This is a genomic window from Limnohabitans parvus II-B4, from assembly GCF_003063455.1.
GTDB classification, from domain to species: Bacteria; Pseudomonadota; Gammaproteobacteria; order Burkholderiales; family Burkholderiaceae_C; genus Limnohabitans_A; species Limnohabitans_A parvus.
On record NZ_NESN01000002.1, the window covers coordinates 99443 to 113892 of the forward strand.

Here is a 14450-nt window from a genome sequence, read left to right on the forward strand (position 1 = left end):
ACGCCCGTTCAGTCAGTTGAAAGCATCGTGCCCCGGCACTTGGCCGCGCCGCAACGGCAGGCATAACGGGCCTTGAGTGCGTCGGTCATGGGCTCGTCGCTGAACAAGCCATAGTCAAACGTCAGCTCTTCGCCTCTGTAAACAGGTCTGCGCGTTTTGATGAAAATACGCCCCTTCACCAAGTCGGGCTCGCAATTGGGTCGGCACGAATGGTTGATCCATTTGGAATCGTTGCCGCCATACAGCGCATCGATCACGCGACCATCGTCCAGATGAAAGTAAAACGTATGGTCGGGGTTGTTGACATCGTGTGGATGGCGGCGAATCGCCTCGACCATGGTGATGACCTCACCCACGTATTCAATGATCCGCTCGCCTGCGGCAATGTGGCGGGTGGCGAACACGCCTTTGCCGTGAACGGCGGAAGACTCCACCGACCAACAGGCGTCGGGTCGTGACATCACAAAGCCCCCTGCACCAGCGAACCGGCCTGCCCGTAGGGCAAGACATCCACATCGGTTCTTGCTTGCCGAAGATCACCGCCATAAACCAGGTGCTGACTTTTCACACGCTCGCCGAGCAGGGCACTGACGGTGCGCAGATTTTTAAACAGCGGTGCCGCCACGGTTTGTGACGCCTTGATTTCGATCAGCTGAACGCCATCGGCATGCTCCAGCAACAGATCGACCTCGAGACCATTGCTGTCTCTGAAGAAATACAAAGGATCACGCAAGCCTTGGTTGCGCAAAGACTTCATCACCTCCAGCACCACCAGGTTTTCAAACAAAGCGCCGCGCAAAGGATGGTGCTGCAACTGCTCGACTGTCTTGATGCCAAGAAGCCAACAGGCCAGCCCCACATCGTAAAAATAAACCTTGGGGCTTTTGACCAATCGCTTGCCAATGTTCACGCTCCAGGGTGCCAGGCTGAACACCAGAAATGACGCCTCCAGCAGGCTCAACCACTGCGTGATGGTGTTGCTGCTGACCCCCACTTCGTTACCCAAGCTGGTCTGGTTCAACAGTTGCCCCGTGCGCCCGGCCAACAAACGCACACACTGGCCAAACTCGCGCAAATGCCTGAGGTTGATGAGCTGGCGCACGTCACGCTCCACATAGGTGGCAAAGTAATCCGACAGCATGACCTCGGGCGGCAAGTCTTGTGCATGAATGCGCGGATAGCCACCTTGCAGCATCATTCGATTCACATCATCGGGGCCAACGGTTACGCCATCGCCGACTGCTGCCAACTCTGACAAGCTCAGAGGCAGCAATTCCAGCACGGCGGTTCGCCCCGCCAAGGATTGCGTGACTTGTGCACTGACTTGCAATTGGTGACTGCCCGTCAACACAAAACGACCTTTTCGTGGATCGGCATCGGTCAGCACCTGAAGCCACGACAACAGCGTAGGTACGTTCTGGATTTCGTCCAGCACCGCGCCATCAGGGTATTGCGCCAAAAAGGCTTTGGGGTCCTGCTGCGCAAAATCCCGCACATCGGGCTGTTCCAGATTGACATATGGCTTGTCTGGAAACGCCATGCGGCAGAGCGTCGTTTTGCCCGATTGGCGCGGCCCGAGCACAGTCACCACGGGGTAGAGCGTGGCCCGCTGAAGCAACACGGTATGCGCTTGCCGATCAATTATTTTCATGCAGAATTTAACTTCTAGTTAATTTTTGCATGAATTTAAGCTATTCAGACGGTGATGTCAATCACTCCACAGTCACGCTCTTCGCCAAATTCCTCGGCTTGTCCACATCCGTCCCCCGTGCACAGGCCGTGTGGTAGCTCAGCAGCTGCAGCGGCACCACATGCAAGATGGGTGACAGCACGCCGTAGTGCTCGGGCATGCGGATGACGTTGACGCCTTCGCTGCTTTCGATCTTGGTGTCACCATCGGCCAGCACATAGAGCACGCCGCCGCGGGCTCGCACTTCTTGCATATTGCTCTTGAGCTTTTCGAGCAGCTGGTCATTGGGCGCGACGGTCACCACGGGCATGGCGCTGGTCACCAAGGCCAAGGGGCCGTGTTTCAGCTCACCCGCTGCGTAGGCTTCGGCGTGGATGTAGGTGATTTCTTTGAGCTTGAGCGCGCCTTCGAGGGCAATGGGGTAATGCGTCCCACGCCCCAAGAACAGCGCGTTTTCTTTGCTGGCGAACTCTTCGGCCCAGGCGATGATTTGCGGCTCCAGCGCCAGCACGGCTTGCAACGCGGCGGGCAGGTGGCGCATGGCTTTGATGTGCCCGGCTTCCTCTTCGTCAGACAGGCGACCTTTGGTCTGCGCCAGCGCCAGCGTGAGCAAGAACAAGCCTGCCAGTTGCGTGGTGAAGGCCTTGGTCGATGCCACGCCGATCTCGGCCCCGGCGCGGGTCACATAAGCGTGTTTGCATTCGCGCACCATGGCGCTGGTGGACACGTTGCAAATGGTGAGCGTGTGCGTCATGCCCAGGCTTTGCGCGTGGCGCAGCGCGGCCAGGGTGTCGGCGGTCTCGCCGCTTTGGGTGATGGTGACGATCAGCGTGTTGGGGTTGGGCACCGATTCGCGGTAGCGATATTCACTGGCGATCTCCACTTGGCAAGGCACTTTGGCGATCGCCTCGATCCAGTACTTGGCCACGCAGCCGCTGTAGTAGCTGGTGCCGCAGGCCAGGATCAACACGTTGTCAATCGCCTTGAAGGTGGAATAAGCGCCGTCGCCAAACAGCTCGGGCGTGATGCCCTCCACACCTTCGAGCGTGTCGGCAATGGCACGCGGCTGCTCGAAGATTTCTTTTTGCATGTAATGGCGGTACGGGCCCAGCTCGGCCGCGCCGCTGTGGGCGTGCACGGTCTTCACCACGCGGGTCACGGCCTTGTGCTCACGGTCCACCACCCAGTATTTGCCCAGCTGGATGTCGACCACGTCGCCCTCTTCCAGGTACACGATTTGGTCGGTCACGCCGGCCAGCGCCATCGCGTCGCTGGCCAGGAATGTTTCGCCCTGGCCCACACCCAAAATGAGCGGTGAGCCTGCACGCGCACCGATCACGCGCTGCGGCTCGTCTTTGTGGAACACGGCAATCGCGTAAGCGCCGTGCAACTGGCGGATGGCGGTTTTGACAGCTTCAAAGATGTCGCCGTCGTACACGCTGTCCACCAGATGGGCAATGACTTCGGTGTCGGTCTGGCTGGAGAAGACATAGCCCTTGGCCTGCAATGCGGCGCGCAGTTCTTCGTGGTTTTCGATGATGCCGTTGTGCACCAGCGCGACCTTGCCGGGCTTGGCGTCTGCCGCGCCCGTGCCGTGGCTGAAATGCGGGTGCGCGTTGTGCACAGCGGGCGCGCCGTGCGTGGCCCAACGGGTGTGGGCAATGCCGGTGCCGCCTTCGATGTGGTCGGCGCTCACCTGGTCCATGAGTTCGGCAACACGCGAGGTGCTGCGGGCGCGCTGCAGGCCGCCCGTGCCGCCGCTCAAGCTGGCGGCGTGCACCGCCACGCCGCAGGAGTCATAGCCCCGGTATTCGAGCCGCTGCAGGCCTTGCACGAGGATGGGAACGATGTTGCGGGATGAGACTGCGCCGACGATGCCACACATAAAGGGGCTCCTAAAAAGGGGGAATGGCAGTGATGGTAGGCACAGCCATAAAAAATATCAGATCAATTCTCCATTATTTATGGTTTTTTATTTCACCGACTACCCAGAACAGAATTTAATTTCATTAGAATCAGTTTTATGGAATCCAACGAACTCGACGCCATTGACCTGCAACTGCTCGACAGCCTGCAGCGTGACGCCAGCCTGAGCAATGTGGCGCTGGCCGAAAAGGTCAATGTCTCCCCGCCCACCTGCTTGCGCCGCGTCAAGCGCCTGATCGAGGGTGGCTGGGTCGAGCGGCAGGTGGCTGTGCTCAGTACCGACCGGCTCGCCGCGACCTTGGGCCATGGCCTCACGGCACTGGTTGAAGTGTCACTCGACAAACAGGGCAGCGAACACCTGGACGCTTTTGAGGCCCGCGCCGTGGCGCACGATGCGGTGCAACAGTGCTGGCGCGTGTCGCCCGGGCCCGACTTCATGCTGGTGGTGCAAGCGCGCGACATGCCGCATTACTTGGCCATCAGCCAGACGCTGTTCACACAAGACGCCAATGTGCGCAATGTGAAGGCGTTCTTCTCGACCAAACGGGCGAAATTCACGACGACTTGGCCCGTGCTCGGATAGAACCACACCGTCTTTGTCACTGCCGATCCCCTACCCGTCCTACCCGTCCTACCCGTCCTACCCGTCCTACCCGTCGTCCTACCTGCCCGTCATACCCGACTTGATCGGGTATCCATGGTTTACGGGGATAGATGCCCGCCTTCGCAGGCATGACAGAACAAGGGGCACCCCTCTCAGAATCCCGATGACATCTCAGCGGCGGCCAACACCTGGGGCGCCCAGGAAGTCGGCGCCCTTCGTTCAAGCCTTTGGCTTTTTCTGCGGCCGCGCCCAGTTGGCGATGCTGATCTGCTTGCCCCGCGCCACGCTCAAAGCGCCCGGTTCGGTGCTCTTGGTGATGGTGGAGCCGCCGCCCACGGTGCCGCCTGCGCCAATGGTGACCGGGGCCACCAGCACGCAGTTGCTGCCAATGTGCACGTCGGCTTCGATCACGGTGCGGTGTTTGTTCGCGCCGTCGTAGTTGGCGGTGATGCTGCCCGCGCCGTAGTTCACGCGCTCGCCCACCGTGGCGTCGCCCAGATAAGCCAAGTGGTTGGCTTTCGCGCCCTTGGCCAGGGTGGAATTTTTCACTTCAACAAAGTTGCCAATGTGCACCTCGGCCCCCAATTGCGCGCCGGGACGCAGGCGGGCAAACGGGCCGATCAGAGCGCCCTCGCCCACGGACACGCCCAATTTTTCGCCATCGATGTGGGTGAAGGGGTGGATGACCGCGCCTGCCGCAAGGGTGCAGTTGGCGATCACGCAGTTCGCACCGATCTTCACGCCTTCGCCCAAAGATACACGGCCTTCAAAAACGCAATTCACGTCGATCTCAACGTCTTGCGCGCAGTCGAGCTGGCCACGCAGGTCAAAGCGGGCCGGGTCTTGCAGGCGCACACCCTGCTCCATCAGGCGGTGGGCTTGGCGCAGCTGGTGGGCACGCTCCAGCTCGGCCAGTTGCACCGGGCTGTTGATGCCCGCCACCTGCAGCGGGTCGGCGATCTTGTGCGCCACCACGGGCACGCCATCGGCCACGGCGAACTTGACCACGTCGGTCAGGTAGTACTCGCCCTGGGCGTTCTGGTTGTCCAGCCGGGCCAGCCAGGCTTTGAGCAAGCGCGCGGGCACGGCCATGATGCCGCTGTAAACCTCTTTGATCTGGCGCTGCGCGTCGGTCGCGTCTTTGTGCTCGACGATGGCTTGCACAGCTTCACCCTTCCGGACGATGCGTCCATAACCCGTGGGGTCGGAAAAATCGATGGTCAGCAGCGCCAGCTGGTTGCCGCCGCACTGGGCGATCAGCGCTTGCAGGGTGTCGGCCTGCGTCAGCGGCACGTCGCCCGACAAAACCACCACCACACCGTCATCGGCCAGCACGGGCACGGCCTGCTGGACCGCGTGCCCGGTGCCCAGCTGAGGCTCCTGGCGCACGCATTGCACCGACAGCACCTGCCCGGGGGCCAGCAAAACCGGCTCCACCTGGTCAGCGCCATGGCCGGTGATGACCACGGCCGAGCGGGCGTTCAGTTGCGCAGCGGTGTTCAGCACATGCTGCACCAAGGGCACCCCGGCCAGGCGCTGCAACACTTTGGGCAGACGGCTTTTCATGCGGGTGCCTTTGCCGGCGGCCATCACGACAACATCAATGGGGGGCTGAACTGGGGTGGACATTCGGTCAAACTTTCTCAAATGGCCACTGGTTTGTGGCGGTCTTCAGATACAGATCAATTATCGCCGCCCGGCGTGGGGCATATGATCGCGTGCGCCTTGCCCCCTCACGGCGGCAAACAGGTCGCTCGCACAGAAGGATTCCATGATTCGACAGATTGCCGTCATCCTGACACTGCTTTTGCTGCAAGGCTGCAGCGCCATCAAACTGGGCTACCAGCAGTTGCCCACGCTCTCCTACCTGTGGCTGGACAGTGCTGTCTCTTTCAATGACGCGCAGGCTGACCGTGTCAAAGATTCGCTGACCAACGTGCACCACTGGCACAAAAGCCAGGAACTCGCCACTTACCTCGATGTGTTGCAGCGCAGCAGTGAGCTGAGCCAAGGCCCTGTGCAGGCCAGCCAGGTGTGCAGTGTCTGGGCAGAGATACAAACCAAAATGGACCGAAGCATGCGGGTGGCCATTGCCCAAGCTGCACCCGTGGTGAAAATGCTCGGGCCTCGCCAACTGAGCCACCTGGCACGGCACCAGGAAAGCAAAAACGAAGACTGGGACAAGCAATGGCTGCAAGGCAGCGCCAACGAACGGCTCGAAAGACGCCTGGAAAAAACACTGGAACGCTACCGCTCGTTTTATGGTGACCTGAGTGCTGCGCAAATTGCGCTGGTCAAAACCCAGGTGAGCCAGTCGGCGTGGAGCCCGGAATGGGGTCGGCATGACCGACTGCGGCGCGAACAAGACTTGCTGTCCACCTTGCGGCAATTGACGCAATCCAAAGCACCGCTAGACCAGGTGGAGGCTGCATTGTTTGGCGTCTGGCAGCGCTGGTTCATGCCGCCTGATGAAGCGGGCCGCGCACTGGTGCAAAAAATGACGCAACAAGCCTGCGACAACCTGGCACAGCTGCACAACACCACCAGCCCCGAGCAGCGTCTGCGGGTGGCACGCACGCTGCGTGCCTATGAGCGGGATATTCGGGACTTGCTGCGGCCTTGACCCGCCTTGATCACCCCTGACCATGTCGCACCCGAGCCGCCAGACATTTGTCGCATCCGAGCCGCCTGACATTTGTCACACCCGAGCCGCCTGAAATTTGTCACACCCGACCCGATCGGGTGTCCATGGCTTAGGCTGGCATGGATACCCGCGTTCGCGGGTATGACAAATGGGGCACAGATCAGCTTTGCAGCGCTTTCCACATTTCCATGTCGCGCTCGGCGGTCCAGATGCGGGGGTTCTTGATGCCGCTGGCTTCGTCATAAGCGCGGGTCACGTCAAACGGCAGGCAGTGCTCGTAAATGAACACATGGCCAAACACCGGGTCCATGCTTTTGCGGGTGTGGGCCATGGCGGCTTTCAGGTCCATCTTGCCGGCCACGGCTTCTTTGCCGGCCTGGAACAAGGTGGTCACCCAGCGCTGGGTGTAGTCCAGCGCCTTGTTGACGTTGTCGTTGCCCTTCATGGCTTCGCCGCGACCGGGCACGATGAACTCGGCCTTCAGGTCACGCAAGGCTTCCAAGGTGGCGGGCCACTCTTCGAGCTGGGCGTCGCCCGTGTACACACCGGCTTCGTATTCGACCAGGTCGCCCGAGAACAGCACTTTTTCTTCTTCCACCCAGGCGATGGTGTCGCCACGGGTGTGGCCGGGGCCTGGATGCCAGATCTGCACCACCACGCCGCCCAGGTTGATGCTGAGCTTGCCGGGCACTTCGCCCTTTGTGGGGTTGCCGCCGCCGACCACCATGGTGGGCCAGGTCAGGCCGGGCACGCTGTCAGCACCACGGAACAAGCGCGGGAAACGCTCCATCTCGCTCTTCATGTCTTGTGCGCCACGCTCTTTGATCAGATCGAGCGTGCCTTCGCTGGCAATGATCTCGGTCGCGCCTTCGGCGGCGTAGGCGTAAGCGCCCAGAACGCGCACCGCGTGGTAGTGGGTCAGCAGCACGTATTTGATGGGCAGGTCACTGACGGTGCGGATCTTCTTGATCAGGTCTTGCGCCATGGCCGGGGTGGCGGTGGCGTCGCTGACCATGATGAAACGGTCACCGATGATCACGCCCGAGTTGGGGTCGCCCTCGGCGGTGTAGGCCCAGCAGTGCTTGCTGAGTTGCTCAAAGGTGATCTTCTTTTCGCTCAGGTCGGCTTGACTGGCGAAGGCCTTGGTGGGGGCTTGGGTTTTGGCTTTAGACATGGAAATTGCTCCGGTCAATGAATGGCGTAGATTTTACCTAAACGAAATGCATTACGGATTGGTAAACCCCAACCCAGTCAGCCCAAGCCCTTTTCGAGCATGGCAATGACCTCTTCGGCAAATGCAGCGTAGCTGATCGGGCCGCCCGGGCGCAGCCAGGTAAAGGTCCAGTTGATCATGCCCAGCAGCATCATGGTCAATGCCGTCTGGTTGGTGGGGGTCAGGCGCTCGGGGTAGGCCCGTTTCATGAAACGGGTCATGGCGGCCACGATGTCACGCTGACGGTTCAACACCAGTTCGCGGGGGGAGATGGGGTCGGCACCCAAGGCCGGATCAGGGGCATCGCTCAAGAACTGCGTGTCATTGAGCAAGGCCGCGTGCCGGGTGGCAGAGGTTTCGTACTCTTGCAAAAATGCCCGCACCAGTTCGTGCAGGGCCGCCCGGTCGTTCAGGTCTTTGCGCTGCGCGGTGGCTTCGGTCTGCGCAATCAGCGCCAACAAACGCTGCGTATGGCGATCGAGCAGGTCAAACAGGATGGCCTCTTTGCTCTCGTAATAGTGGTACAGCCGCGCCTTGGAGGTGCCGCAGGCGGTGGCAATCTCGTTCATGCTGGCCGCAGGGTAGCTGCGCTGGGCAAAGCATTGCGCGGCGATGTCGAGGATCGCGTCGCGCTTGATGTCGTGGGTTGCGGATTTGGGTCGGGCCATGGTCTTTTTAGTGCTGGCTCAAACCGGCCAAACTACCCCGTTGTCGTTCAGGATCGCATCCAGCGGCTCGTCATGCGCTTCGGGCTCCAGGTCATCCACAAAGCCTTGGGTAAAGCCCAAGCCCACGGTGAAAGGCTTGGGTTGCAAGGTGGCCAGCGTGCGGTCATAAAAGCCACCGCCATAGCCCAAGCGGTAACCGCCAGTGCCATAGCCCACACAAGGCACAAACAACAAAGTGGGCACGATGACCTCGGTGTCTTTGGGTTTGGGGATGCCGTAGGCGTCTTCCTCCATCGCACAGCCGGGATACCAGGTGTGAAACGTGAGGGTTTTGTGGAGTTTGTTGACCACCGGCAGGCCGATGCGGCGGCGCTGGGGTTCGCCATTCAACTCACCGTCTTCCTTCCAGCGGTGCAGCACAGGCAATGGGTCAAATTCGCCTTTGATCGGCCAATAGGCCCCGATCACGGTATCGGGTCGGTCAAACAACCAGATGCGCATGACGCGCTGCAAGGCTTCTGCACGTGCCAAGCGGTCAGGCAAGTTCAACCTTTCTTCAATCAAGGCTTTTCGTAAGGCTTTTTTAACTTCAGCTTTGTCCATAATCGACCCATGAAATTCACTCAGATTCTGACACTGGTTGGCGCATTGGCCATGACGGGCCTTTGGGGCCCCCACGCACACGCCCAAGTGCAGTCCCCAAACAAGGCCGATGACGTCATCCTGGAGATGCAACAAGCCTTCAAAAAGGGCGACAAAAACCGCTTGTCCACCTTGTTGCCGCAAACCCGTGGCCATGTACTGGAACCTTTGGCCGCCTATTGGGAAATGCGCACGCGCCTGGACAGCGCCCCGGAATCCGAGATTCGCGGCTTCTTGAGCAGCTATGCCGGGAGTTACTACGAAGACCGCTTGCGCAACGACTGGCTGCTGCAATTGGGCAAACGCCGCGACTGGGCCACCTTCACCGCCGAATACCCGCGCTACCGCATGCGCGACGACCGCGAGGTGCGCTGCTACGCCCTGGCCACCGAAGCCATGAACAGCAAAGCCAATGTGGCCGAAGAAGCCAAACGCCTGTGGTACGCCCTGCGCGAGGCCGACGATGGCTGCACCTATGTGGCCGAGCATTTGCACTCTGGCAAACAGATCAACGGTCTGGACTTGTGGCGCAAGGCACGGCTGGCCATGGACGCCAACCGCCCCCGCCCAGCCAAAGCTGCGGTCGACATCGAAGCCCCTCGCTTGTCCGAGCAAGTGGCCTTGATCCATGCCGACCCGGAGCAGTATCTGGACAAACGCATCATCGCCATCACGCGAAGCCGCAAGGAGCTGGCCGTGCTGGCCCTGATCCGCCTGGCCGCCAACCAGCCTGACAAAGCAGCCGAACTGCTGGAAAAACGCTGGTCCATTCAGCTGAGCGCCGAAGAGCGCAACTGGACTTGGGGCGTGATCGGCAAACAAGCCGCGTGGAAATTGCAAGACAACGCAGCCAGCTACTTTGCCAAGGTGCAAAAAGACAGCGACCTGAACGACGAATTGCTCGGTTGGAAAGTGCGTGCCGCTTTGCGAATGGGCCAATGGCGTCAAGTGCTCAGCGCCACCCAAGCCATGAGCCCCGAATCGCAAAAAGACCCGGCCTGGGTGTATTGGCGTGCACGCGCCCTGACCGCCACAGCGCAGGACAATGCCCAAAAACTGGAAGCCCAAAGCCTGCTGCGCAGCATCGCCAGCGTGCGGGGTTTTTACGAACAACTGGCCCTCGAAGAATTGGGCCAAAGCATCACCCTGCCTGAGCGCCCCCTGGCCCTGACCCCGCAAGAAAAAGCGGCCGCACTCATCAACCCCGGCCTGCAGCGCGCCATGTACGCCATTCAGATGGGACTGCGCCCTGAAGGCAACCGAGAGTGGAACTACAGCACCAACCTGCACACACCTGGCGGCATGAACGATCGCGAACTGCTGGCCGCTGCTGACCTGGCCTGCCAACGCCAGGTGTGGGACCGCTGCATCAACACCAGCGACCGCACCAAAGACGCCATCGACTTTGACCAACGCTTTCCCATGCCGCTGCGAGAGATCGTGGTGCGCCGCGCTGGCGACATCAAGCTCGACCCGGCCTATGTATACGGCCTGATCCGACAGGAAAGCCGATTCGTCATGGACGCCCGATCACATGTGGGCGCATCGGGCTTGATGCAGGTCATGCCCGCGACCGCCAAATGGACCGCCAAAAAGATCGGCATGACCCAGTTCACGCCCGACCAGATCACCGACCGCGAGGTGAACGTGGCCATTGGCACGGGTTATCTGAAGTTGGTGCTGGACGATTTTGAAGGCTCCATGCCTTTGGCCACCGCCGCCTACAACGCCGGGCCAAGTCGGTCACGCAACTGGCGCAACGGTCCCGTGCTCGAAGCGGCCATCTGGGCAGAAAACATCCCGTTCCAGGAAACGCGCGATTACGTGAAGAAAGTGCTGTCCAACACCACCAACTACGCGGCCATCCTGACCCGCCAGCCGCAGTCGCTCAAAGCACGCCTGGGCTCGATCGGTCCACGCAATTCACCCGTGGCCGAGGTCAACAAGGATTTGCCTTGAGTGAGCATTGCACCCGACCGCCATTGCTCACCCCAACCTGATCGGGGGTCCACGCCTTTGTCACCCCCGACTCGATCGGGGGTCCATGCCTTGGGCCTTCGACTGCCATGGATACCCGCGTTCGCGGGTACGACAGACATCTGTCACCCCCGACCCGATCGGGGGTCCATGCCTTAGGCCTTCGACTGCCATGGATACCCGCCTTCGCGGGTATGACAGACATCTGCCACCCCCGACCCGATCGGGGGTCCATGCCTTGGGCCTTCGACTGCCATGGATACCCGCCTTCGCGGGTACGACAGACATCTGTCACCCCCGACCCGATCGGGGGTCCATGCCTTAGGCCTTCGACTGCCATGGATACCCGCGTTCGCGGGTACGACAGACATCTGTCACCCCCGACCCGATCGGGGGTCCATGCCTTAGGCCTTCGACTGCCATGGATACCCGCGTTCGCGGGTACGACAGACATCTGTCACCCCCGACCCGATCGGGGGTCCATGCCTTCGGTGATCATGGATACCCGGTCAAGCCGGGTATGACAACAAGTTGGCCGGGTATGCGCAAAGGATTCAGGCCACTGGCCCCAGCAGTTCGTCCAGATTGGCCCGGATTTTTTCTTCGATCTTTCCGCTGTAGGCACCCAGCAAAAAGCCCAATTTCAGCTGCAGGTCAAAGCGGGTGTCGGTCACCGTCAGTTCACCACTCACGCCGCTGCGGTCAAAGCGCATGCGGTCGGTGGCCTCGCCCGGCTCGCATTCACACGCCATGCCCCACTCCTGCTCGGCCTGTTCACGCCAGCGCTCGGCCACGGCGCGTGCCCCAGCCAGGCCCAACGTGTGTTCGCGTTCAATTTTCAGTTCAGGCATGGTGCTCTTTCTTGGCTTGTCGCTCGGTCATTTCGGCCGTGAGTTGGCTGGCAAATTTGGTATCCGCAGCCACCTCCACCAAGCAGTCGTAAAAGACAGGAGCACGACCCAAATCGGTCAGGTTCTGGCTGGTCAGCTCGTTCACGTTGGTGCCGTTCAAGCCCAGCTTGCGCCACCAGATGCCCAGGCCGTTGACCACGCCGGGCCGCGCACGCTGGTTCACCCGCGCTTTGCAGTGGTAGGCGCCCCGGTCGTTGAACACGCGCACCACCGCGCCGTCGGCAATGCCCCGCTGGGCCGCGTCCTCGGGGTGCATTTCCAGCACGGGCTCGGCTTCGATGTCGCGCAGGCTTTGCACGTTGACGAAGGTGGAATTGAGGAAGTTGCGCGCAGGCGGCGAGATCATGGCCAGCGGGTAGCGGCCACCCGGCGCAGCCAGTTCGTAATTGGGCAAGTGGTCCGGCAGGCCGTCCAGGCCCTGGTCGGCCAGGCGCTGGCTGAAAAATTCGCAGCGGCCTGAAGGCGTAGGAAAGTCGCCTTGCGCAAAGGGCGCATCGGGCACGGGCAAAGAGGCAAAGCCATGCGCCAGCAGCTGCTCAAAATCCTGCACATCGCCAATCGCGCTGCGGCACAGACTTTCATCGCTCTCGGCAAAACACGCACCGTCAAAACCCATGCGTGCAGCCAGCGCCCGGAAGATGTCGGTGTTGGTGCGCGCACCGCCCACGGGCGCAATCGCGGGGCGGTTGAGCAGCACATCGGTGTGGCCGTAACTGGTGTGGATGTCCCAATGCTCCAGCTGCGTGGTGGCGGGCAGAATGAAGTCGGCGTAGGCGGCCGTGTCGGTCTGAAAATGCTCCAGCACCACGGTGAACAGGTCTTCGCGGGCAAAGCCCTGCACCACCTTGCCCGACTCGGGCGCGATGGCCACCGGGTTGCTGTTGTAGACGATCAAGGCCTCGATTTGCGGGCCGAATGCGGGCGATGTTGGGCGCAGCAAATCGTCGCCAATCGTCGTCATGTTGATGGTGCGTGGACGGCGCTCGCCCAGCAGATCGGGCCTTTGCAATGCCGCGCGCCGCACCGGGAAATGCCCCGAGCTGCTGAGCAGCAAGCCGCCCGCCCGGTGCCGCCAGGCCCCGGTGAGCGCCGGCAGGCAAGCGATCGCCCGCACCGCGTTGCCACCACCGCGCACACGCTGCATGCCGTAGTTCAAGCGAATGGCCGCTGGCTGGGTGGTGCCCCAGTCGCGGGCCAGTTGGCGGATTTGTTCAACCGGCACACCGCACACCTCGGCCGCACGCTCGGGTGGCCATTGCAAAGCGCGGGCTTTCAAAGCTTCCCAGCCCAGGGTGTAGCGGTCGATGTAGTCTTGGTCGAGCCAGCCGTGCACGATCAACTCGTGCATGAGGGCCAGCGCCAGCGCGGCGTCGGTGCCGGGGCGCAGGGCGATGTGTTCGTGGCATTTTTCGGCCGTTTCACTGCGCCGGGGGTCGATGCACACCAGCTTGGCGCCGTTGCGCTTGGCCATTTGCGCGATGCGCCAAAAGTGCAGGTTGCTGCCAATCGAGTTGCTGCCCCAAATGACGATGAGCTTGGATTCGGCAAAAAACTCGACCTTCATGCCCACCTTATTGCCCAGGGTCTGGGTCAGGGCTTCGGCCCCGGCCGAGGCGCAAATCGTGCGGTCCAGCAGCGACGCGCCCAGTTGGTGGAAAAACCGCGCCGCGATCGACTCGCTTTGCACCAGGCCCATGGTGCCCGCATAGCTGTAGGGCAAGATGGCCTGGGGGTTGCGGGCGGCAATGGTTTTCAAGCGGGCGGCAATCTCGTCCAAAGCCTCGTCCCAACCCACGGGCTCAAACTGACCTGAGCCTTTGGGGCCGACACGCCGCAAGGGTTGCAGCAATCGGTCTGGGTGGTAGGTGCGTTCGGCGTAGCGCGAGACCTTGGTGCACAGCACGCCGTCGGTCATGGGGTGGGCCGGGTTGCCTTGCACCTTGGTGGCGCGGCCATTCTCGACGGTGGTCAGCAGGGCGCAGGTGTCGGGGCAATCGTGCGGGCAGGCGCCACGAACGGTCTGGGGGGCCAAAAGGGGGTCGGTCATGGGGCTGTGCAAAGAGGCGGTCTGACTGGAGACGAAGGTTCGAACCTATTGTGGCCCAAACCTGGTTTGAGGCGGTTGACACACTTGTCCCCCATGTGCGCAGGGGTGTTGGCAACACTGGTCAAGTG

The 14450-nt window shown here is 61.4% G+C and carries 12 protein-coding genes; 3 read left to right on the forward strand and 9 right to left on the reverse strand.

Going from position 1 to position 14450, the window contains the following annotated elements; genetic code table 11:
• Positions 1-8 precede the first annotated feature (8 nt).
• The 3 genes from B9Z37_RS05040 to glmS form a co-directional block, all read right to left on the reverse strand.
• A complete protein-coding gene (locus B9Z37_RS05040) occupies positions 9-461 on the reverse strand; it encodes an SET domain-containing protein (RefSeq protein ID WP_108311969.1) in 453 nt (150 codons plus the stop codon).
• On the reverse strand, positions 461-1651 hold the full coding sequence (locus B9Z37_RS05045; protein ID WP_205872548.1) for an ATP-binding protein: 1191 nt from the start codon (positions 1649-1651) through the stop codon (positions 461-463). The genes B9Z37_RS05040 and B9Z37_RS05045 overlap by 1 nt, the downstream gene beginning before the upstream one ends.
• A gap of 61 nt (positions 1652-1712) precedes the next feature.
• On the reverse strand, positions 1713-3575 hold the full coding sequence (gene glmS / locus B9Z37_RS05050) for a glutamine--fructose-6-phosphate transaminase (isomerizing) (protein WP_108311970.1): 1863 nt from the start codon (positions 3573-3575) through the stop codon (positions 1713-1715).
• 138 nt (positions 3576-3713) lie between these two features.
• Between glmS and B9Z37_RS05055 the strand changes: the two genes are divergently transcribed.
• Positions 3714-4199 carry an Lrp/AsnC family transcriptional regulator gene (locus B9Z37_RS05055; RefSeq protein WP_108311971.1) on the forward strand — a complete coding sequence of 162 codons (486 nt, stop codon included), beginning with the start codon at positions 3714-3716 and terminating at the stop codon, positions 4197-4199.
• 240 nt (positions 4200-4439) lie between these two features.
• On the opposite strand, the gene glmU is transcribed toward B9Z37_RS05055, so the two are convergent.
• Complete coding sequence (glmU, locus tag B9Z37_RS05060) at positions 4440-5849, reverse strand: bifunctional UDP-N-acetylglucosamine diphosphorylase/glucosamine-1-phosphate N-acetyltransferase GlmU (RefSeq protein WP_108311972.1); 1410 nt, start codon at positions 5847-5849, stop codon at positions 4440-4442.
• Between the two features lie 142 nt (positions 5850-5991).
• On the opposite strand from glmU, the gene B9Z37_RS05065 reads away from it, so the two are divergent.
• Positions 5992-6843: a DUF6279 family lipoprotein gene (locus B9Z37_RS05065; protein WP_108311973.1), complete on the forward strand. Its 852-nt coding sequence runs from the start codon at positions 5992-5994 to the stop codon at positions 6841-6843.
• A gap of 181 nt (positions 6844-7024) precedes the next feature.
• Here B9Z37_RS05065 and B9Z37_RS05070 read toward each other — a convergent pair whose 3' ends face one another.
• From B9Z37_RS05070 to B9Z37_RS05080, 3 genes are all read right to left on the reverse strand, one after another.
• Positions 7025-8038: an MBL fold metallo-hydrolase gene (locus tag B9Z37_RS05070; protein ID WP_108311974.1), complete on the reverse strand. Its 1014-nt coding sequence runs from the start codon at positions 8036-8038 to the stop codon at positions 7025-7027.
• A gap of 77 nt (positions 8039-8115) precedes the next feature.
• The gene (locus B9Z37_RS05075; RefSeq protein WP_108311975.1) at positions 8116-8745 is read right to left on the reverse strand and encodes a TetR/AcrR family transcriptional regulator; all 630 of its coding nucleotides are present in this window, start codon (positions 8743-8745) and stop codon (positions 8116-8118) included.
• An 18-nt stretch (positions 8746-8763) separates the two neighbouring features.
• Positions 8764-9348: a 5-formyltetrahydrofolate cyclo-ligase gene (locus B9Z37_RS05080; protein ID WP_108311976.1), complete on the reverse strand. Its 585-nt coding sequence runs from the start codon at positions 9346-9348 to the stop codon at positions 8764-8766.
• A gap of 9 nt (positions 9349-9357) precedes the next feature.
• On the opposite strand from B9Z37_RS05080, the gene B9Z37_RS05085 reads away from it, so the two are divergent.
• Positions 9358-11346 (forward strand): lytic transglycosylase domain-containing protein, encoded by a 1989-nt coding sequence (locus tag B9Z37_RS05085; protein WP_108311977.1) that lies wholly within the window; start codon positions 9358-9360, stop codon positions 11344-11346.
• A 572-nt stretch (positions 11347-11918) separates the two neighbouring features.
• Here B9Z37_RS05085 and B9Z37_RS05090 read toward each other — a convergent pair.
• Complete coding sequence (locus B9Z37_RS05090; RefSeq protein WP_108311978.1) at positions 11919-12215, reverse strand: polyhydroxyalkanoic acid system family protein; 297 nt, start codon at positions 12213-12215, stop codon at positions 11919-11921.
• On the reverse strand, positions 12208-14322 hold the full coding sequence (locus B9Z37_RS05095) for a molybdopterin-containing oxidoreductase family protein (RefSeq protein ID WP_108311979.1): 2115 nt from the start codon (positions 14320-14322) through the stop codon (positions 12208-12210). Before B9Z37_RS05095 ends, B9Z37_RS05090 begins: the two co-directional genes overlap by 8 nt.
• Positions 14323-14450: the final 128 nt, after the last annotated feature.